17 protein-coding genes and 1 pseudogene are annotated in these 20,859 nt (G+C 68.1%); 8 read left to right on the top strand and 10 right to left on the bottom strand.

Annotated elements, in window-relative coordinates; all coding sequences use genetic code 11:
• Window positions 1–4 precede the first annotated feature (4 nt).
• Both uraH and WDM94_08915 read right to left on the bottom strand, forming a co-directional pair.
• Window positions 5–355: a hydroxyisourate hydrolase gene (gene uraH, locus WDM94_08920; GenBank protein ID MEJ0012736.1), complete on the bottom strand. Its 351-nt coding sequence runs from the start codon at window positions 353–355 to the stop codon at window positions 5–7.
• 438 nt (window positions 356–793) lie between these two features.
• Window positions 794–1,766 (bottom strand): annotated as a pseudogene (locus WDM94_08915) (quinone oxidoreductase).
• A 96-nt stretch (window positions 1,767–1,862) separates the two neighbouring features.
• On the opposite strand from WDM94_08915, the gene WDM94_08910 reads away from it, so the two are divergent.
• Window positions 1,863–3,518, top strand: a complete 1,656-nt coding sequence (locus WDM94_08910) for a SulP family inorganic anion transporter (protein MEJ0012735.1) — start codon at window positions 1,863–1,865, stop codon at window positions 3,516–3,518.
• A 268-nt stretch (window positions 3,519–3,786) separates the two neighbouring features.
• A complete protein-coding gene (gene tet / locus WDM94_08905; GenBank protein MEJ0012734.1) occupies window positions 3,787–4,983 on the top strand; it encodes a Tet(A)/Tet(B)/Tet(C) family tetracycline efflux MFS transporter in 1,197 nt (398 codons plus the stop codon).
• Here the strand turns inward: tet and WDM94_08900 are convergent.
• From WDM94_08900 to WDM94_08890, 3 genes are read right to left on the bottom strand one after another with little or no spacing between them, the layout of a single operon-like run.
• Entirely contained in the window at window positions 4,937–6,082 is a 1,146-nt protein-coding gene (locus WDM94_08900; GenBank protein MEJ0012733.1) for an MFS transporter, read from the bottom strand. The two genes, tet and WDM94_08900, sit on opposite strands and share 47 nt — an antisense overlap.
• 2 nt (window positions 6,083–6,084) lie before the next feature.
• Complete coding sequence (locus WDM94_08895; protein ID MEJ0012732.1) at window positions 6,085–6,819, bottom strand: TerC family protein; 735 nt, start codon at window positions 6,817–6,819, stop codon at window positions 6,085–6,087.
• Between the two features lie 21 nt (window positions 6,820–6,840).
• Window positions 6,841–7,530 (bottom strand): CDP-alcohol phosphatidyltransferase family protein, encoded by a 690-nt coding sequence (locus WDM94_08890; GenBank protein MEJ0012731.1) that lies wholly within the window; start codon window positions 7,528–7,530, stop codon window positions 6,841–6,843.
• A 168-nt stretch (window positions 7,531–7,698) separates the two neighbouring features.
• Here WDM94_08890 and WDM94_08885 point away from each other — a divergent pair, with 168 nt between their 5' ends.
• The 3 genes from WDM94_08885 (at window position 7,699) to WDM94_08875 (ending at window position 9,899) form a co-directional block, all read left to right on the top strand.
• Entirely contained in the window at window positions 7,699–8,136 is a 438-nt protein-coding gene (locus WDM94_08885; protein ID MEJ0012730.1) for a YeeE/YedE thiosulfate transporter family protein, read from the top strand.
• Window positions 8,136–8,615 (top strand): DUF6691 family protein, encoded by a 480-nt coding sequence (locus WDM94_08880; GenBank protein ID MEJ0012729.1) that lies wholly within the window; start codon window positions 8,136–8,138, stop codon window positions 8,613–8,615. The genes WDM94_08885 and WDM94_08880 overlap by 1 nt, the downstream gene beginning before the upstream one ends.
• A gap of 132 nt (window positions 8,616–8,747) precedes the next feature.
• Entirely contained in the window at window positions 8,748–9,899 is a 1,152-nt protein-coding gene (locus WDM94_08875) for a UbiH/UbiF family hydroxylase (protein ID MEJ0012728.1), read from the top strand.
• On the opposite strand, the gene WDM94_08870 is transcribed toward WDM94_08875, so the two are convergent.
• Window positions 9,896–10,858, bottom strand: a complete 963-nt coding sequence (locus WDM94_08870) for an AEC family transporter (protein MEJ0012727.1) — start codon at window positions 10,856–10,858, stop codon at window positions 9,896–9,898. The genes WDM94_08875 and WDM94_08870 overlap by 4 nt on opposite strands.
• Window positions 10,859–11,057: 199 nt before the next feature.
• Between WDM94_08870 and hspQ the strand changes: the two genes are divergently transcribed.
• Window positions 11,058–11,390 carry a heat shock protein HspQ gene (gene hspQ / locus WDM94_08865; protein MEJ0012726.1) on the top strand — a complete coding sequence of 111 codons (333 nt, stop codon included), beginning with the start codon at window positions 11,058–11,060 and terminating at the stop codon, window positions 11,388–11,390.
• 134 nt (window positions 11,391–11,524) lie between these two features.
• On the opposite strand, the gene WDM94_08860 is transcribed toward hspQ, so the two are convergent.
• Complete coding sequence (locus tag WDM94_08860; protein MEJ0012725.1) at window positions 11,525–12,223, bottom strand: invasion associated locus B family protein; 699 nt, start codon at window positions 12,221–12,223, stop codon at window positions 11,525–11,527.
• A 293-nt stretch (window positions 12,224–12,516) separates the two neighbouring features.
• Between WDM94_08860 and WDM94_08855 the strand changes: the two genes are divergently transcribed.
• Window positions 12,517–14,355 carry an extracellular solute-binding protein gene (locus tag WDM94_08855; protein MEJ0012724.1) on the top strand — a complete coding sequence of 613 codons (1,839 nt, stop codon included), beginning with the start codon at window positions 12,517–12,519 and terminating at the stop codon, window positions 14,353–14,355.
• Window positions 14,355–14,999: a DsbA family oxidoreductase gene (locus WDM94_08850; GenBank protein ID MEJ0012723.1), complete on the top strand. Its 645-nt coding sequence runs from the start codon at window positions 14,355–14,357 to the stop codon at window positions 14,997–14,999. The genes WDM94_08855 and WDM94_08850 overlap by 1 nt, the downstream gene beginning before the upstream one ends.
• 187 nt (window positions 15,000–15,186) lie before the next feature.
• On the opposite strand, the gene WDM94_08845 is transcribed toward WDM94_08850, so the two are convergent.
• The 3 genes from WDM94_08845 to WDM94_08835 form a co-directional block, all read right to left on the bottom strand.
• Complete coding sequence (locus tag WDM94_08845; GenBank protein MEJ0012722.1) at window positions 15,187–16,944, bottom strand: PAS domain S-box protein; 1,758 nt, start codon at window positions 16,942–16,944, stop codon at window positions 15,187–15,189.
• 76 nt (window positions 16,945–17,020) lie between these two features.
• Complete coding sequence (gene mfd, locus WDM94_08840; protein ID MEJ0012721.1) at window positions 17,021–20,518, bottom strand: transcription-repair coupling factor; 3,498 nt, start codon at window positions 20,516–20,518, stop codon at window positions 17,021–17,023.
• On the bottom strand, window positions 20,515–20,778 hold the full coding sequence (locus WDM94_08835) for a succinate dehydrogenase assembly factor 2 (GenBank protein ID MEJ0012720.1): 264 nt from the start codon (window positions 20,776–20,778) through the stop codon (window positions 20,515–20,517). The genes mfd and WDM94_08835 overlap by 4 nt, the downstream gene beginning before the upstream one ends.
• Window positions 20,779–20,859 lie beyond the last annotated feature (81 nt).

Raw genomic sequence — 20,859 nt, 5'->3', positions numbered from 1 at the left:
CTACTCAGCTACCCCGGTAGGTCGAATAGCCGTACGGCGAGAGCAGCAGCGGCACATGATAATGATCGGCCGCCGCGGCGATGCCGAAGCGGATGGGCACGACGTCAAGGAACGCGGGCTCAGCGAGTTTCGCGCCGGCGCGACGGAGATAGTCGCCGGCATGGAAGCGGAGCTCATAGACGCCGGCGGCGAAGGCATCGCCCTCGAGCAATGGGCGGTCGACGCGGCCATCGACGTTGGTGGTCGCGACCGTCACCGGCTCGGCGCCGCCGCCGATGCGGAACAACTCGATCACCACGCCCGCCGCCGGCTTGCCGGAGGCGGTATCCAGAACATGCGTCGTCAGGCGTCCCATAGAGCCTTCGTTTCCATGCGCGCGTCCCGCCGGTTCGGGCCGGCAGCGCCGCCGCGTCGCGCATTTCAGCAGAACCCAAGTTGTCACAATGGATTATGCCTATTTGCTGTTCAACGCTATTTTTCGGCGCACCGTGGCGCGGTTTTGATCATGGGCTGGGGAAAAGCCCCGTCCTCCCCTCCACTGTCATCCTTCGGCGGCGCGAAGCGCCGACCGGAGGACCCGCCTCCGCAAAGTCATCGCCATTGGGCCCGCGTCCCTTGATCCTCCGGTCGAGGCCTTCGGCCGCGCCGAAGGAATGGGAGAACACGGAAGTGCGTCGCCCAACCCAACTCCGCTTTTCCCGCGAAGGCGGGGACCCAGGAGGCACAGCGCCTTCGGACCGCCAGGGCTCACGTACAGGCACCCGGGCCCCCGCCTTCGCGGGGGAAGCGGAGATCAGGGAATCAACACCGTCGCCCCGGTCGTCTTTCTGCTTTCCAGCGCCCGGTGCGCCTCGACCGCATCCTTGAGCGCGAACGTCTGCCCGATCGCGACCTTCACCGTGCCTTCGGCGATCACCGCGAACAGCGCCGCGGTGGCCTGCTCGAGGTCGGCACGCTTGCCGAGGTAGTGCCCCGTGGTCGGCCGCGTCGCGAACAGCGAGCCCTTCTGCATCAGCAGGATCGGCGGGAAACGCCGGCACCGGACCCGACGCGTTGCCGAAGGTAACCCACGTGCCGATCAGCCGCACGCAGTCGAGCGTCGCCGGGAAAGTGTCGGCGCCGATCGAGTCATAGGCAACATCGACGCCGATGCCGCCGGTGATCTCCTTGACGCGCGCGACATAATCCTCGGTGCGATAGTTGAGGACGTGGTCGCAGCCGTTGGCCCTGGCAAGCGCCATCTTGTCGTCGCTGCCGACCGTGCCGATGACGGTGGCGCCCAGTGCCTTCGCCCACTGGCAGGCGATCTGGCCGACGCCGCCGGCGGCCGCGTGCCAGAGAATCGTGTTGCCCTTCCCGACCTTGAAGGTGCGGTGGAGCAGATAATACGCGGTGACGCCCTTGAGGAACGCCGCGGCAGCGACGCGGTCGTCGATGCCCTTCGGCACAACGACCAGTTTCTCGGCGGGGATCGTGCGCACCTCGGCATAGGCGCCGACCGAGCCCTGATAGGCGACGCGGTCGCCGACCTTCACCACGGTGACGCCGGCGCCGACGGCTTCGACGATGCCGACGCCCTCGTTGCCCATGGTTGCCGGCAGCGGCAGCTTGTAGAGGCCGCTGCGCTGGTACATGTCGATGAAGTTCAGGCCGATCGCGGTGTGGCGGACCAGCGCCTCGCCGGCGGCCGGCGACCGCGTAGGAATTTCTACCCATTCCAGGACTTCCGGCCCGCCGGTGCGGGAAATACGAATAACGTAAGCCATGATCCGTGACTCTTCGCCGCTAACGCGTGGCCGCGCTTGCCAAATCAGCGGCCGGGTCGCATTCCTACGTCTCCCCCTCGCCGGACTGCAAGCCGCATGTCCTCCCCTACTCTACCGGCGCCCCGCCCGGTCGCCCCGTCCGATCTGTTCACGCCGAAGCTGATCAGCACCTTCCGTGAGGGCTACAGCGCGGCGGATTTCGGCCGCGACGTCATCGCCGGGCTCACCGTCGCCGTCGTCGCCCTGCCGCTGTCGATGGCTATCGGCATCGCCTCCGGTGCGACGCCGGCGCATGGGCTGGTCACGGCCATCGTCGCCGGCTTCCTGATCTCGGCGCTGGGCGGCTCCCGCTTCCAGGTCGGCGGGCCGACGGCGGCGTTCATCGTCGTGGTCTTCGCCACCATCGCGCGGCACGGCTACGAGGGGCTGCTGCTGGCGACGCTGATCGCCGGCGTCATCCTCGTCGTCGTCGGCGCACTGCGCCTCGGCACCTTCATCAAGTACATCCCCTACCCTGTGGTCACCGGCTTCACCGCCGGCATCGCGGTGTCGATCTTCGTTTCGCAGATCAAGGATCTGCTCGGGCTGTCGGTGGCGCTCCCCGGCGACTTCATCCCCAAGATCGCGGCGCTCGGCGCCGCGTTGCCGCAGACCAACTTTGCGGCGGTCGGCGTCGCGGCGCTGTCGCTCGCCATCATCATCGCCGTCCGCATCTACCGGCCGAAGTGGCCCGGCTTCCTGATCGCGCTCATCATCGGCGGCGGCGCCGCCGTCGTGTTCGGCCTCGACGTGCCGACCATCGGCTCGGCCTTCGGCGGCATCCCGCGTGAATTGCCGGTGCCGGTGCTGCCGCCCATCGACCTCGCCAAGATCCGCGAGGTGCTGCCCGACGCCGTCACCATCGCACTGCTCGCCGGCATCGAGTCTCTCCTTTCCGCCGTCGTCGCCGACGGCATGACCGGCCGGCGCCACCGCTCCAACGTCGAGCTGATCGCGCAGGGCGTCGCCAACATCGCCTCGTCGCTGTTCGCCGGCCTGCCGGCCACCGGCGCCATCGCGCGCACCGCCACCAACATCCGCGCCGGCGCCAAGTCGCCGATCGCCGGCATCCTGCATGCGGTGTTCCTGCTCATCGTCGTGCTCGCCGCGGCGCCGGTGCTGTCCTACGTGCCGCTGGCGGCGCTCGCCGCGATCCTCGCCTTCGTCGCCTGGAACATCGGCGAGTTCGGGCACATCCGCACGATCATGGTGAGCGCCTCGTGGGGCGACCGCGTCGTGCTGCTGGTGACGTTCGTGCTGACCGTGCTGGTCGACCTTACCGTCGCCATCGAAGCCGGGGTCGCGCTCGCCGCGCTGATGTTCATGCACCGCATGGCGAACGCGGTCGAGATCGAGGAGCGTCGCCTCGAGGAGCGCGACGAAGCGCTGGCGCCGGCCGGCGACACGCACACCATCGTCTATCGCATCAACGGCCCGTTCTTCTTCGGCGCGACGCAGAAACTGGCGACCGTGCTCGACAATATCGGCGACACGCCGCGCGCCTACATTCTCGACCTCGGCGCCGTGCCGATGATCGACTCAACCGCGATCGCAATGCTGGAATCATTCGTCGCCAAGGCCAACGCGCGCAACATCGCCGTAGTGTTCGCCGCGACGACGCCCGCGGTACGCAAGACGCTGGCCCGCTTCGGCATCGCACCGCCGCACATCCGGTTTGTCGAGACCGTCGAGGCGGCGCGGGTCGCGGCGTAGCGGTCCAAGCCAGTTTCATTTCTCTCGCGGCCGGTGCCGCCTCTCCGCCTTTGTGGTGAGGGCCGAAATCGATGTGGCGGCGCCCCCTCCACCATGCTTCGCATGGTCCCCCTCCCCCGCTGTGCGGGGGAGGACCAATCCGCGCCTCCGGTGCTCCCCCGTTTACGGGGGAGCTGTCGGCGAAGCCGACTGAGGGGGCCGCTCTCCTGACATGATCGCGACGCGTCGGGTTGTATTGGGTTCGCCTAGCCGCTACCCACACACCCCCATGCGCAACGCCCTCACTGTCATCCTCGCCGCCGTCACGATCGACGCCATCGGCATCGGTCTGATCTTCCCGATCCTGCCGAGCCTCATCGCCGACGTCACCCACTCGCCGCAGGTCGCGACGCTCTACGGCGTGCTGCTGGCGATCTACGCGCTGATGCAGTTCGTCTTCTCGCCGGTGCTCGGAATGCTGTCGGACCGCTACGGCCGGCGGCCGGTGCTGCTCGTCTCGCTCGCCGGCGCTGCGATCGACTATCTGATCATGGCGTTTGCGCCCGCGCTCTGGTTCCTGTTCGTCGGCCGCGCCATCGCCGGGCTGACCAGCGCCAACTTCGCCGTCGCCACGGCCTACCTCGCCGACATCACGCCGGAAGACGAACGCGCGCGTCGCTTCGGCTATCTGCACGCCTGCTTCGGCATCGGCTTCATTCTGGGCCCGCTGATCGGCGGCGCGCTGGGAGACGTCTGGGTGCGGGCGCCGTTCATCGCCGCGGCGTGCCTCAACGCCGGCAACTTCGCGCTGGCGCTGTTCGTGCTGCCGGAGTCGCGCAAGGGCGTGCGGACGCCGGTGACGCTGTCGAACTTCAATCCGTTCGCGTCGCTGCGCTGGGCGTTCACCATCAAGGCGCTGCTGCCGCTGATGGCGCTCTACTTCCTGTTCAATTTCATCGGCCAGGTCTACGGCACGATCTGGGCCCTCTACGGCCACGACCGCTTCGGCTGGGACACCTTCATGATCGGCGTGTCGCTCGCCGGCTTCGGCGTGTTCCATGCCGGATCGCAGGCGCTGCTCACCGGCTCGGTCACCGGGCGGCTCGGCCCGCGGCTGTCGCTGCTGGCCGGCATGGCGTGCGAGACGGCCGGGCTGGTGCTCCTCGCCTTCGTCGCCCAGGGCTGGATGGTGTTCGTGCTGCTGCCGCTGTTTGCGCTGGGCGGCATCGGTCTGCCGGCGCTGCAGTCGCTGCTCACCAACACCGTCGGCGCCGACCGGCAGGGCCAGTTGCAGGGCGTGCTCGGCTCGCTGCTCAGCCTCGCCTCGATCTTCGGGCCGCTGGTCTTCTCGTCGATCTATTTCCTGTCGTCGGCGAAGCTGCCCGGCCTCGTCTGGCTGTTCACGGCCGCCGTCTACCTCGGCACGCTGCCGCTGATCCTCAGGACGCCGCGCGCCGTTTCAGCGAGCCCGCAAACAGCGCACTGAGGATCATCAGCGGCAGGATCGCAGCAAGTCCGACGCGCAGCCCGGCGCCCTCAGCGACGAAGCCGACCAGCGGCGGGCCGACGATCGATCCGATGTAGGCGATGACCGCCAGCGCCGCGACGTTGGTCGCCGGCGCGCGGTCGCCGAGCCCTGCGGCCGCCGTCACCGCCAGCGGGAAGCCCAGCGACACGCCGATGCCGAGCGACGCGAAGCCGAGGGTGGCGATGTAGATATTGTTGGCGCCGAGCAGCACGAGCACGCCGAGCACCGCCATCACCGCACAGAAACGGCCGAGCGCGACCGGGCCGAAGCGATCGGTCAGCGCGTCGCCGGAAAGCCGGCCGATCGCCATGAACAGGGAGAACGAGCCGAAGGCGATGGTCGCGATACCGGGCGACGTGCCGATCACCTCGCGGAGATAGACCGCGCCCCAGTTGCGCGTCGTCAGTTCCGCGAGCAGCACGCCAAAAGCGAAGATGCAAAGGCCGACCATCGCCTTCGACGGCAGGCTGACGATCGGCGCGCGCGTCAACGGCGCCTTCCGGTCCAGCGACGGCAGAGCCCACGCAACCCAGAGGCCCAGAGGCAAGGCGACGATGCCGGTGATCAGCAAATGCCAGCGCGTATCGATGGCGTATTGCGCGAACTGGAACCCGGCGACGATGCCGAGTATCTGGCCGAGGCTCCAGAAGCCGTGGCAGGTCGACATGATGCGGCGGCCGATGTCGTCCTGGACGCGCGCCGCCTCGACGTTGGTGGCAATGTCGATGGCCACATACGTCCCGCCCATCAGGAACAGCACCGCGGCAAGGCTCGGCACGTTCCACGCCCAGCCGGGCAGGAACTGGCAGAGCGTGAACGCGACGAGCCCGCCCATGATCGTGCGGCGCGGCGTCAGCTTCTCGATCAGGCGCGCGACCAGCAGCGTGCCGATAAATCCGCCGATCGGAATGCCGAGCAGCGCCAGCGACAGGTCGGCAGGACCGATCCCGAGTTTCGCCTGCAGATCGGGAATGCGCGGATAGAAGTTGTTCACCTCCGCCGACTGGATGAAGAACGTCAGCATCACCAGCCGGGCGGGCGTGAACAGTTTGCTCACGCCTAGCTTTGCCCGTTCTTCTTCGTCCGGTTGCGGCGCGCGATGATGTTGAGGGCCTCAACGCCGGTCGAGAACGCCATCGCCGCATACAGGTAGCCGCGGGGGATGTGGAAGCCGAGGCCGTCGGCGACCAGCGAGAAGCCGATCATCAGCAGGAACGCCAGCGCCAGCATGCGCGTCGTCGGATGGCGGTGGATGAAGGCGGCGATGGTGCCCGAGGCGGCGTACATCACGGCGACCGCGAGTATGACGGCGACGATCATCACCGAGACATGCTCGGCGATGCCGATGGCCGTCACGATCGAGTCGATCGAGAAGACCACGTCGATGACGACGATCTGCGCGATGATCGCGCTAAACGCGGCGCCGGCGACCTTGCCGAGGTTCGCCTCCTCCTCGCCCGCCGCCTCGACGTCCTTGTGGATCTCCTGCGTCGCCTTGACCAGCAGGAACAGGCCGCCGGCGAGCAGGATGATGTCGCGGAAGGAGAAGCCGTGGCCGAACAGGGCGAACAGCGGCGTCGTCAGGCCGATGAGAACGAACAGCACCGAGAGCAGCGCGATGCGGAAGACCAGCGCCAGCGCGAGGCCGATCTGGCGGGCGCGCTGGGCCTGCTCGGGCGCCAGCTTGCCGACGATGACCGAGATGAAGACGATATTGTCGATGCCGAGAACGATCTCCAGCACCGTCAGCGTCACAAGGCTCGCAAGGATTGTCGGATCGGTGATCCAGGCAATGATGTCCACGGGCGGTCTCCGTCAGGGGGCCGGGCGTGTGTACTGCAAATACGCCCCGATCACCGCGAAGTAGGCATTGACCAGGGCGAATACCACCACCAGCCACGTCGGCGGCGCGAGATTGGTCCACAGGCAGACGAGGCCCAGGATCGCCCACACGGCGCACATGGCCAGGGTCAGAGTGCGCATGCGCTTGACGCGGATGGGGTGGACGAACTCGACGCCAGTGAAGGTGAGCACCGAGAAGGCCGCGATGATCAGCAGCGTGATCCACTGCGGCCACTGGTAGATCATCAACTGGAAGACGACGACGTTCCACACCGCCGGGAAGCCGCGGAAGGCGGCATCCGGCGTCTTCATGCGCGTGTCGGCGAAGTACATCGCACCGACGACGGCGACGACCAGGCCGGCCATGACGCCGTAGGGCTGCGAGAGCAGGTCGCTGCGCACCAGGATGATCGCCGGAACCAGCACGTAGGTCGCGTAGTCGATGACGAAATCCAGCAGCGCGCCGTCGAACCACGGCACGCGCTCGATCACCTGGCGGCGGCGCGCCAGCGGCCCGTCGAGGCCGTCGACGATGAGCGCGATGCCCAGCCAGAAGAACGCGAGCTGCCACTGGTTGTCGGCGGCGGCCAGCGACGCGGCAAGGGCCAAAGCGGCGCCGCTCGCGGTCAGCAAATGCACCGCCCAGACGTCCCAGTTCTTCATTTGGTCCCTTGGTCCCCGTGGCCTCTTGCGAGGGCCTGCCCTGCTTTCGCTTATCTCACCGCGGCTGGCAAGGGTTTGGCGCCCGGCCGGCCAAGTTCAGCACGGCTTTCCTTGCCGCACGGTTGCAGGGGCCCTAATTATCGGCAAAACGCCAAAGGATTCAGTGCCATGCAGAATTTCGCTCCTCTCTCGGCAACGATCGGCGGGCTGCTCATCGGGCTCTCCGCGACGCTGCTCTGGGTGTTCAACGGGCGCACCGCCGGCATCTCCAACATCGCCGGCGGCATCTATCCGATCCGCCGCGGCGACGAGCTCTGGCGCTTCGTGTTCCTGGTCGCGCTGCCGATCGGCGCGTATCTGGGCTACCAGTTCGCGCCGCTCGTGTTCGCCGAGGTGCCGAAGACGCTGCCGCAGATTTCGGCGACGCCGATATGGCTGGTCGGCACCGGGCTGCTGGTCGGCGTAGGTACGCGCGTCGGGCGCGGCTGCACCTCGGGCCATGGCATTTGCGGGCTGTCGCGTCTCTCGGTCCGCTCGTTCGTCGCGGTCGGCGTCTTCATGGCCACCGCCATCGTCACCGTCTTCATCATGAGGCACGTCGTCTGATGAACCGCACCCTCACCGGCCTCGCCACCGCCGCGATCAGCGGCATCCTGTTCGGCGTCGGCCTGTCGGTCGCGCGCATGACCGACCCGCAGAAGATCTGGAACTTCCTCGACCTCGCCGCCATCCCTTCCGGCGGCTGGGACCCGAGCCTCATCTTCGTCATGGTCGGCGGCATCCTCGTCGGCCTTGTCGGCATGCGCCTCGACCGCATCCTCGGCCTCAAGCAGCCGCTTGCCGCCCCCGCCTTCATCAAGACGGCGCGCACCAAGGTCGATACGCAACTGGTCGCCGGCGCCGCGATCTTCGGCATCGGCTGGGGCCTGTCCGGCTTCTGCCCCGGCCCGTCCATCGCTGACCTCGGCCTGGTGCCGGGCGATGTCTGGCTGTTCGTGGTCGCGATGTTCGTCGGCTCGTGGGTCGCGGGGCAGGTACTGGAATGGACCGACCGGCCGACGGTGGCGAGCGCGCCGGCGCAGTAGCGGCCTGGTCGGCATCCTCTGCCTCGTCACCCCGGCGGCGAAAGCCGGGGTCCAGCGACGACCGCGAGGATGGGCGGCCGTCGCAATGGGTCCCGGCTTTCGCCGGGACCACGACTGTGGTGATCTAGTGCCATGAAATCCGCCACCATCGCCGTCGTCGGCGCCGGCCCCGTGGGCCTGGCCGCCGCCGTGCTGCTCGCCGACGCCGACTACCACGTCGCGCTCATCGCCCCGGCCGCACCATCGCCCGACCGCCGCACGTCTGCTCTGATGGCAGGCTCTGTCGCACTGCTCGAGAGACTGGGCGTCTGGCCCGGCCTCACCGCGGACGCCGCGCCGCTGCGCACCATGCGCATCATCGACGGCACCACGCGCCTGATCCGCGCGCCGGAGGTCGCCTTCGAGGCGAGCGAGATCGGCCTCCCCGCCTTCGGCTACAACACTGCCAACGCTGCGCTGGTCGCCGCGCTGGAACGCGCGGTCGCCGAGCGCGGCGTGGCGCGCATCGATGCGATGGCCGAGGGCGCCGCCTTCGAGGACGCCGGCGTGACCATCACGACGTCGGCCGGCAACCCGGTCGCGGCGCGCCTCGCCATCGCCGCCGACGGCCGCAAATCGAAACTGCGCGAAGCCGCAGGCATCGCGACGCAAGACTGGAGCTACCCGCAGGCGGCGCTGGTCTGCAACCTCGCCCACTCCCTGCCCCATCGCGATACCTCGACCGAGTTCCACACCGAGCACGGCCCGTTCACGCTGGTGCCGCTCGCCGGCAACCGCTCCAGCCTCGTCTGGGTCGACACGCCGGCGGAGTCGGCGCGGCGCCTCGCATTGCCCGATGAAGCCATCGCCGCCGAGATCGAGACGCGTTCCGCATCCATCCTCGGCGCGGTCACGGTCGAAGGCCGGCGCCAGGTGTTCCCGCTGTCCGGCATGAGCGTCACGAACTTCGCCGCCAAGCGCGTGATGCTGGTCGGCGAGGCGGCGCACCTGTTCCCGCCGATCGGCGCGCAGGGCCTCAACCTCGGCTACCGCGACGTCGCCGCGCTGGGCGAGGTCCTCGCCGGTCCCGTCTCCGACCCCGGCGCCACCGCGCACCTCGAGGCCTACGATCGCGCCCGCCGAGTCGATGTGTTGACGCGCACCGCTGCGGTCGACGCCATGAACCGCACGCTGCTCTCCGATTTCCTGCCCGTGGCGGCACTCCGCGGCCTCGGCCTGTTCCTGATCGACCGCGTGCCGCCGCTCCGCCGCTTCGCCATGCGCCAGGGCGTCGCCGTCCCCTAGCGGAACGGATCGCCGGGCAGCATCCGGCCCATCAGCAGGATCACCGTGAAGGTTAGCGTCGCGACCGCCACGACCGAGCCCAGCAGCACCGCGACCGAGGCGCGGTCGGCGTAGACCTTGTAGCGGCCGGCGATGGCGATGACGCCCGCCGCCGGCGGCAGCGCCGCGATCAGGATCGCGGTGTTGACCCACACCGGATCGAAGCCGCCGACCCACGACAGCAGCAGGTAGACGATCAGCGGGTGGGCGACGAGCTTCACCGCCACGACGATCGGCGTCTCGATGGCCAGCGGCGCGAACGTGCGCTGCGACAATCCGATGCCCAGCAGGAACAGCGCGCCCGGCGCCGCGGCGTTGCCGACAAACGACAGCGCGCCCTCGATCGGCCCCGGCAGGCGCAGCCCGAAAGCCAGCGCGACGAAGCCCAGCAGCGTCGCGATGATCGCCGGGTTCAGCGCGACCTGCCGCGCGATTTCCTCGGTCAGCTTGCGCGGGTTGCTGCGCACGGTGCCGCCGAGCGCCATCATCAGCGGCGTCACGATCAGCAGCATCGTCGTCTCGAACGAATAGATGAGCGCCACCGGCGCCGCCGCCGCGGTGCCGAAGGCGGCGATGACCAGCGATGGCGCGAGGTAGGCGGTGTTGGAATACGAGCCGGCGAGGCCCTCGACCGTCGCCTCGGGCACGTTGCCGCCATTGATGAGCGCGCCGACCGAGAAGGCGATGGCGAAGGCGCAGTAGGTCGCGAACGTCGTCGTGGCGACAAATGCCCAGCCCGAAACGATCGGCGCCGGCGTCGCGACGATCAGCACGAAGAAGAGCGCCGGCAGCGCGATCGTGAAGACGAAAAATTCCAGCGCCGCGACGCCGTCGGGCGCGACCAGGCGCAGGCGTCCGGCACCGTAGCCCAGCGCGATCACCCCGAAGAAGGGCACCAGCAGCGTCAGAATTTCGTCCATCGCCCGCCCGGCATGCCGTGTCCCGTTCCCTCTTCCGCCGGCGCCGAATCGGCGGCGCGGCCCGCCGCCATCATGCCCTCACTTCCGGCCACACCGCGCGCCGTTCTTGCCTTTGGCGGCGGCGGTTTGACATCGGAGCGTCAACATGCCCTTAAGGCGCGAAAGGGGCGGTCGCGTTACGATCGCCGGAGTTTTTCGCATGGGCCAGGCCCGCACCGCCAAGTTCGCCATCGGGCAGATCGTCCGCCACCGGGTGTTCCCGTTCCGTGGCGTGGTGTTCGACGTCGATCCGATTTTCGACAACACGGAAGAGTGGTGGCTGGCGATTCCCGAGGACGTGCGCCCCTCGAAGGACCAGCCTTACTACCACCTGCTCGCCGAAAACGCGGAGAGCGAATACATCGCGTACGTCTCCGAGCAGAACCTTCTGCCCGACGAATCGGGCGAGCCGCTCCGCCACCCGCAGATCAGCGAATTCTTCGACGGCCGCGAGGGCGACGTCTATGTCGCGCGCGACCGCGGGTTGAATTAGCCGGACACGAGCCGCCCTCTGCGAGGCTTCCTACCGTGGTAGGGACACCCCTCCCCCAAAACGCAAGCGTCGCGCGCTCAACAAAAAAGGCGCGGGCCTTGCGACCCGCGCCTTCAAAATCAAATCGAACCAGCCTAGTTCGCCGGCGCGCCCGTTTCCTGGCGCTGCTTGTCGATCATGCGCTGGGCCGCGGCCTTGGCGGCGTCCTGGAACTGCTTCGACTTCTCGACCTGCTGGGCGCGCAGCGCCACCGGGTCGATGCCCTCGCCGTCGAACGACTTGGCGAAGCCACTGAGCGACAGTTTGATCGGCAGTTGCTGGTTGGCGCCGTTGGTCACGACCAGCGCCAGCTCGTTGCCCTTGCGCAGCGCCGCGATGAAATCGTCGCCGACATCGACCGCGATGAAGCATCCCGGGGGCAGGTCCTGCAGCGGCGGGTTGCACTGCATGAACTGCGCGGTGGCCTTGGCCTGGCCGTCGACCGCGAGCACCACGCCGGCGGGAATGACGAAGCCCAGCGGCACGAAGCCGCCGATGCCGTATTTCTTGTCCGGCTTGGGTTGGATGCCGATCGAGGCGCGGACGCTGCCGTCCTGGTTGAGCCACAGCTCCTGCGAGGTGTTGCAGATCGTGGTCTTGCCGTCCGGCGAGGTGCCGCAGGTCTTGGTCCACGGCGGCGGCGCGTCGCCGGTCGGCGCGGCGGCAGCGGGAGCGGCGGCCGGGGCCGCGGCGTCCTGCGCGCTCGCGGCGAAGGCCGGCGCGGCAAGCGCGAGGCCCAGCGCCGCCATCGGCAGGAGCCGGCGCAGCAACGATTTCATTTCGAGATAAGCCATCGAGCGTCTTCCCCACCTGGTGTGCCGGCCGCGTTCGGCGGCTTGGCAGAAATATCGTCGGCCCTGACCGAGCCGCGCACCGTCCGTGCGCGGACCCCGCATTTCCCGCGCTTTGGCCGTGAAATACGGCGGGACGGTGACCGCTGGAGAGGCATCATTAGCCCGGCGCACCGGCGATTTCCAGCGCTTCGGATGCTCTTCGCGGCCGGTCACTCTCCTCATTCCGTGTGGTAGGTTAATGACGGAATCCGCGGCCGAACGACGCCGCGCCAGCAGAGGGTGCCAGGCCAGCCATGACCGCGATGATCCTGTCGATTTCGCTCCGCCGTCCGATCGCCGCGGCGATCGCGGCGACGCTTGGCCTCGGCATCATGCCGCAGATCGCCGCCGCGGCGCCGATGCACGGCATCGCCATCATCGGCGACCCGGCGCTGCCCGCCGATTTCGACCACCTGCCCTACGCCAACCCCGATGCGCCGAAGGGCGGCACGCTCACCTACGGCGTCGTCGGCACCTTCGACAGCCTCAACCCGATGATCGTCCAGGGCGGCACGACCTCGGCGCGCGGGCTGACCGATCCGGTGTTCGGCAACCTCGTCTACGAGACGCTCCTGTCGCGCAGCGCCGACGAGCCCTACACGCTCTACGGCCTGATCGCCGAGAAGGTCGAGACGCCGCCTGACCGGAGCTGGGTCGAGTTCACCATCAATCCGAAGGCGAAATTCTCCGATGGCGTTCCCGTCACCGTCGACGACGTGATCTTCACGATGGAATTGCTGCGCGACCACGGCAACCCGAACTTCAAGGCGCGCTACTCGAAGATCGAAAGCGTCGACCGCGTCGGGCAATACGGCGTGCGCTTCAACATCGCCAAGGCCAAGGACCGCGAGCTGCCGCTGCTCCTCGGTCTGATGCCGGTGCTGCCCAAGCACGCCATCGACGTCGATACCTTCGAGAAGTCGACCCTGACGCCGATCATCGGCACCGGCCCGTACATCCTCTCGGAGGTCCACGCGCCGGACTACACGATCTACAAGCGCAATCCGGACTACTGGGCGAAGGACCTGCCGATCAAGCGCGGGTTTGACAACTACGACCAGATCCGCATCGACTACTACCGCGACGCCAGCACGATGTTCGAGGCGTTCAAGAAGGGCCTCTACGACATCCAGATCGAAGGCGATCCGGCGCAGTGGAACAGCGCCTACGATTTCCCGGCGGTCAATGACGGGCGCATCGCCAAGGAAGTCTTCAAGACCGAGACGCCCAAGGGCATGTCGGGCTTCGCCTTCAACACGCGCCGTCCGATCTTCGCCGATGTGCGCGTGCGCCGGGCGCTGGCCGAGCTGCTCGATTTCGACTGGATCAACAAGAACCTCTATTTCGGCGCCTTCGTGCGCGCCTCGGGCTTCTACAACGACTCCGACCTGTCCTCGATCGGCCGCCCGGCGAGCGACAAGGAGAAGGCGCTGCTTGCCCCCTTCCCCGACGCCGTCGCGCCCGACGTGATGGACGGCACCTACCGCGCCACCAACGCCAACGTCGCCGGCGGCGACCGCGCGGTGCTGCAGAAGGTGGTCAACGAGCTCAAGGCTGCCGGCTGGGAGCTCAAGGGCAGCCAGATGGTGAACAGCGCCGGCGCGCCGTTCGCCTTCGAGATCCTGGTCACCAACAAGGAAGACGAGCGCCTCGGCCTCGCCTACCAGCGCGTGCTGGAGCGCATCGGCATCGCGGCGACCATCCGCACCGTCGACTCGACCCAGTACCAACTCCGCCGCAAGACCTTCGACTTCGACATGGTCCGCAATACCTGGGGGGCGTCGCTGTCGCCGGGCAACGAGCAGATCAACCGCTGGAGCCCGTCGGTCGCCGACGCCGAGGGCTCGTTCAACTATCCCGGTGCCAGGGAACCGGCCATCGACGCCATGATCCAGGCCATGGTTTCGGCCGGCACGCGCGAGGATTACGTTGCGGCGGTCCGGGCTTTCGACCGGGTGCTGATCTCGGGTTTCTATTCCGTGCCGCTGTTCTATCTACCCGAACAATGGATCGCGCATTGGAAGCGCATCGAGCATCCGGACAAGCAGCCGCTGATGGGTCCGGTGCTGTCAACTTGGTGGGCCAAACCCTGATGACTACGCCTGTTTCCATTGACGTCGTTTCGGACGTCGTCTGCCCCTGGTGCTACCTCGGCAAGGCGCGGCTGGAGCATGCCATCGCGCTCGTGCCGGAACTTGATGTCACGGTGCGCTGGCGGCCGTACCAGCTCGATCCGTCCGTGCCGCCGGAAGGCCTCGATCGGGCGGAATACATGGCCAAGAAATTCGGCGACCTGAAGGCGCTGGAGGGCGCCCACAAGCGGCTGGTCGATATGGGCCGCGCCGAGGGCATCGAGTATAATTTCGAGGCGCAGAAGCGCGCCGCCAATACCATCAACGCGCACCGCCTGATCCGCTGGGCGGGCGCCGAGGGCAAGGAGTCCGACGTGATGACCCGCCTGTTTTCGGCAAACTTCCGCGAAGGCCGCGACATCGGCAACATCGCGGTGCTGGCCGACATTGCCGGCGAGGCCGGCATGGACCGCGCAGCCATTGCCGCGAAACTCGCCACCGACGAAGACCGCGCCGCGGTGCTCGCTGAGATCCAGGATGCCTACCAGATCGGCGTCACCGGCGTGCCGACCTTCATCCTCGGCCAGAAATACGGCGTGGTCGGCGCCCAGTCGGTCGAGGTACTCGCCGACGCCATCCGCCAGGTGGCGACGAAGGCGGCGTAGGGGCCCTCGCCCTTCCGTAGTAGGCCCTCACCCTTCCTCCCTAGGCTTACTTCATTCGTTAAGTTCGGAAGCCCTCTCCGCTGCGGGGAGAGGGGATCATGCGGCGACGTCTGTTTGTCCCCTCTCCGCGCAGGGGAGAGGGCTGCGACTCTTCTGAGCGAAGCGAACTAGAGGCGCAGGGTGAGAGTCACGCGATATCCGCCAGCCGCTCCAGCCCGTGCAGCCGCGGATCGTAGACCATCACCCGGTTCCGCCCGGCCGCTTTCGCGGCGTAGCACGCCGTGTCGGCCTGGTTGACCAGCTCGGTCAGGTGCGGCGACTTCGCCGTCACCGCCGTGATGCCGACGCTGGCACCGATCGTGTACGTCTTGCCGTGCCAGGTGAAGCGGACGCCGGTGATCGCGTCGATCACCTGCTGGGCCGCCTTGCGGGCGCCGGCGATCGAGCAATCGGCGAGCAGCAGCGCGAACTCGTCGCCGCCGATGCGGGCGGTGAAATCCTGGGCGCGGCAGGCGCGGCGGATGGCGTGCGCGATCTGCTGCAGCAGCGCGTCGCCGGCGGCGTGGCCGGCGGTATCGTTGACCGGCTTGAAACGATCGAGGTCGATGAAGCAGAGCGCGTGCTCGCGCAACTCATGGCGGGCCTGGTCGGCGGCGACGGTCAGCGCGCGCTCGAAGGCGACGCGGTTGGGCAGGCCCGTCAGCCCGTCGTGCATCGCCGAATGCGCCAGTTCCTTCTGCAGTTCGCGGGCGTGGGTGATGTCCTGGAAGACGAGCACGGCGCCCAGCAGGTCGCCCTGCGGGGTGCGGATCGGCGCGGCCGAGTCGCGCACGGCGCGGCGCTCGCCGGAGCGCGAGACCAGCACGGCGTCCTCGTTGAAGTAGTAGAGCGCCTTGCGGGTGAGCGCCTCGTGCACCGGATCGGCCGCGGCTTCGTCGGTCGCGTCCTGCACGATGACGAAGACCTCGGTCACCTTGCGACCCATCGCCTCCGCCGAGGTCCATCCGGTCATCTGCTCGGCGATGGGGTTCATGAAGGTGATGCCGCCATCGCCATCGGTGGTGATGACGCCGTCGCCGATCGATTCGAGCGTGACGCGAAGCTTCTCCTTCTCCACGGCGAGCGCCATCTCCACGCCCTTCAGGCTGGAGATGTCGGTGTCGGTGCCGACAAAGCGCGTCGGCACGCCGTTCTCATCCCAGGCGACCGGGCCGCCGCGCGACAATATCCAGACGTAGTGGCCGTCGCGATGGCGCTCGCGATACTCGAAGGCATCGCGCGGGATTTCACCGGCGTTCTGCCTCAGCACCGTGTCGTGGACGCGTTGGCGGTCGTCCGGGTGAACGCGCGCTAGCCAGGATTCCATCGAGCCGTCGACTTCCTCGTCGGGATCGAAGCCGCGGATGATCCGCCACATGCGCGAATAGAACATGGTGCGGCCGCCGCGGCGGTCGTGGTCCCAGACTCCCTGTCCGCCGCCTTCCAGCGCATGTTTCCAGCGCGCCTCGCTCGCTACCAGCGCCTCCTCGGCGCGCTTCTGGCGCTCGATGTCGGTCATCTGGACGAGCAGGTAGAGCGGCTGGCCGGTGCGCTCGTTGCGCAGGATCGAGGCGGAGACCTCGCCGCGCAGGATGCTGCCGTCCTTCTTCAGGTAGCGGCGCTCGGCGCGGTAGGTATCGAATTTGCCGGCGACGAGGTCCTTCGCCTGCCCGCTGGCGGCCTCGAGGTCGTCGGGGTGGATCAGCGCGGCATAGTCGAGGCCGAGGCATTCGTCGGGTGCGTGGCCGAGCATTTCGGCATAGGCGCGGTTGGCGTAGACGACCTTGGCGTCCGGGCCGACCAGCACCATGCCGACCGCGGCGTATTCGAGAATATTGCGCAGCAGCGCTTCGCTGTGGCGAAACGGCACAAGTTCGGCGGCAGCGGTCTGGCTTTGGCTATCCACGGCTGCACCATAGCCGCGGCTGATTAAGACGAATTTTCTTATCCGCTAAAACTTTCCTAAAATCGGAAACAGCGGATTAAGCAGCGGCCTTCTCGCCCTCGCCGGCCAGCCGCGCCAGCACGCCGAGGATACCTGCGGTTCCCTTGAGCCGCCCGGCGACGCCCTCCCAATCGCGGATGAACACCACCGACTGGTCGGGGCGGATGCGCGCTTCCGTCTTGCGGTCGCCGATCCAGCGGACGAGTCCGGCGGGGTTGGGAAACACGTTGTCGCGGAAGGCGATGACGGCGCCCTTCGGCCCGACGTCGACCTTGGCGACGTTCGCGTTGCGGCACATGCCCTTGATGGTGACGATCTGGAGCAGGTGCACGACTTCGTCCGGAAGCGTACCGAACCGGTCGATGAGTTCGGCCGCAAACGCCTCGATCTCCGGCTGCTCCTCGAGGTCGGCCAGCCGCTTGTAGAGCGACAGGCGAAGCTGCAGGTCGGCGACGTACGTCTCCGGGATCATCACCGCGGTGCCGACGGTGATCTGCGGCGCCCACTTGCCTTCGTCGATGCCGTCGCCGCCCTGCTTCAGCGAGGCGACCGCTTCCTCAAGCATCTGCTGGTAGAGCTCGTAGCCGACTTCCTTGATGTGGCCGGACTGTTCCTCGCCGAGCAGGTTGCCGGCACCGCGCAGGTCGAGGTCGTGGCTGGCAAGCTGGAACCCGGCGCCCAGCGTATCCAGCGACTGCAACACCTTCAGCCGCCGCTCCGCCGTCTGCGTCAGCGTGCGGTCAGCGGGCACCGTGAACAGCGCGTAGGCGCGCTGCTTGGAGCGGCCGACGCGGCCGCGCAACTGGTAGAGCTGGGCGAGGCCGAACATCTCGGAGCGATGCACGATCAGCGTATTCGCGGTCGGGATGTCGAGGCCGGATTCCACGATCGAGGTCGACAGCAGCACGTCGTACGCGCCGTCGTAGAACGCCGTCATGATGTCTTCCAGTTCGCCCGGCGCCATCTGGCCGTTGGCGACGGCGACCTTCACCTCTGGCACATGCTCCGCGAGGAACGCGCGCCGCTCGGCGAGGTCGGATATGCGCGGACAGACGTAAAAGCTCTGGCCGCCGCGGTAGCGCTCGCGCAGCAGCGCCTCGCGCACCACCAGCGGATCGAACGGCGAGATGAAGGTGCGCACGGCGAGGCGGTCGATCGGCGGCGTGGTGATCAGCGACAGTTCGCGGACGCCGGTCAGCGCCAGTTGCAGCGTGCGCGGGATCGGCGTTGCCGACAGCGTCAGCACGTGCACGTCCGACTTCAGTTCCTTCAGCCGCTCCTTGTGCTTGACGCCGAAGTGCTGCTCCTCGTCGACGACCAGCAGGCCGAGGTCGCGGAAGGCGATGCCCTTGGCGAGCAGCGCGTGCGTGCCGACGACGATGTCGACCGTGCCGTCGGCGATGCCGGCTTTCGCCGCCGCCGTCTCCTTGGCGCCGACCAGCCGCGAGGCATGCGCGACACGCACCGGCAACCCGGCAAAGCGTGTCGAGAACGTCTTGAAGTGCTGGCGCGCCAGAAGCGTCGTCGGCACGATCACCGCCACCTGCTTGCCGCCCATCACCGCGACGAACGCAGCACGCAGCGCCACCTCGGTCTTGCCGAAGCCGACGTCGCCGCATATCAGCCGATCCATCGGCCGCCCGGCGGCGAGATCGCCCAGCGTCGTATCGATCGCGGTCTGCTGGTCCTCGGTCTCCTCGTAGGGGAAGCGCGCGGCGAATTCGTCGTAGGCGCCGTCCGGCGGCGTCAGCACCGGCGCCTCCTTGGTCAGCCGCGCCGCCGCCACCTTGATCAGCGCCGCCGCCATCTCGCGCAGGCGCTTCTTCATCCGCGCCTTGCGCGCCTGCCACGCAACGCCGCCGAGCTTGTCGAGCTGCGCCTCGCTGTCCTCGTTGCCGTAGCGCGACAGCAGCTCGATGTTCTCTACCGGCAGGTAGACGCGGTCGCCGCCGGCGTAGAGCAGCTCGAGGCAATCGTGCGGCGCTCCCAGCGCCTCGATGGTCTTCAGCCCGTTGAAGCGCGCGATGCCGTGGTCGATGTGGACGACGAGGTCGCCCAGCGCCAGTGCCGTGACGTCGGCCAGATAATTGGCGGCGCGCCGCTTCTGGTGCGGCCGCACGAGCCGGTCCCCGAGAATGTCCTGCTCGCCGACGATGGCGATGTCCGCAGTCTCGAAGCCGGCCTCCAGACCCATGACGCCGAGGCCGACGGTCTCCGCATCCAGCGTCGCCGCCTCCGGCCAGCTTGCCACCGGCTTCAGCTTGGTCAGCCCATGATCGACCAGTACCTGCCCCATGCGGTCGCGCGAGCCGTCGCTCCAGCAGGCGACGACGACGCGCTTGCCCGCCTTCTGCAGCGCGCCGACGTGGGCGATCACCGCGTCAAAGACGTTGGCGTTCTCGTCGCCGCGCTCGGCGGCAAAGCTGCGGCTGTTACGGCCGCCGAAGTCGACGATGCGCGGCCCTTCCGGCTGCGCGAACGGCGAAATGTGCGCGGCATCGCGCGAGCGGATCGCCGCATTCCATTCCTGCTTGGTGAGATAGAGCCGATCCGGCGGCAGCGGCTTGTACGGCGCTCCACCGCCGCTGATGCCGCCCTCGAGCGCCGTCACACGCGAATCGTAGTGATCCTTGACCTGGTCGAAGCGCTCGCCGGTCGCCTCGTCGACGAGGTGGTCCAGCACCGCCTTGGCGTTGCCGACATGATCGAACAGCGTCTCGAGCTTGTCGGCGAACAGCGGCAGCCAATGCTCCATGCCGACATAGCGCCGCCCCTCGCTCACCGTGTGATAGAGCAGGTCGCTGCGGTCGGCAGTGCCGAACAGCGCCAGATAGCGCTCGCGGAAGCGCGCGATCGTCTCCGGCGACAGCACCATCTCGCCGACCGGCACCAGATCGATGCGCGGCAGCTTGTCGATCGTGCGCTGGGTGTCGGGATCGAAGGTGCGGATCGATTCGATCGTGTCGCCCCAGAAATCCAGCCGCACCGGCGCATCGGTGCCAGCGGCGAACAGATCGAGAATGCCGCCGCGCACGGCATACTCGCCCGCCTCGCGCACCGTCGGCGAACGCAGGAAGCCGTTGCGCTCCAGCCACGCCGTCAGGTCGGTGATGGCGAAATCCTTGCCCACCACGGCGGACAGCGCGCCGGCGGCAACCACGTTCCGCTCCGGCACGCGCTGCAGGATGGCGTTCACCGTCGTCAGCACCACCTGCGGCGTCTTCGGCGTCGGCACGAGGCGCGCCAAGGTCGCCATGCGGCGCGCGGCGATGCTGACGTGCGGCGAGACGCGGTCATACGGCAGGCAGTCCCACGCCGGAAATTCCAGCACCTCGATCTGCGGTGCGAAGAACGTCAGCGTCCGCTGCACCTCGGCCAGCCGCTGCCCGTCGCGGGCAACAAACAGCAGCCGCGTGCCGCCCGAGGCGCGCAGCACGTCGGCGAGCACCTTGCCGGCAAGCCCGTCCGGCACCGCAGCCAGCGTCACCTCGCCGCCGCGCTGCAGCGCCTGTTCCAGATTCCGCATCTCGCTCATCGATGAAACGCAATCAGCTCCCGCACGAACCCCGAGTCATGCTCCGCCGGCACTTCCGCCTCGCCCGTCATCCACGACAGGATCTCCGGATCCGGCAGATCCAGCAACGCCTCGAACGCCGCAAGGTTCGCCTCGCTCATCGCGCCAACGCGCGCATCGGCAAAGCGCCCGAGCAGCAGATCGACCTCGCGCATGCCGCGATGCCAGGCGCGGAATACCAGCCGCCTGCGCCGCACCGTGTCAGCATCCTCGAAGCCCATGCGGCTAGCCGTTTCCCAATACGCCATTGGCGCCGGGCCGGATTCGGGCACGTCGCTGCGGGGGGAGATATAGCGATGCGG

Source organism: Bauldia sp. (assembly GCA_037200845.1).
Taxonomy (GTDB): Bacteria; Pseudomonadota; Alphaproteobacteria; order Rhizobiales; family Kaistiaceae; genus DASZQY01.
The sequence above is the reverse complement of the archived record's forward strand: the minus strand, read 5'-3'. Positions and strand labels throughout refer to the sequence as shown.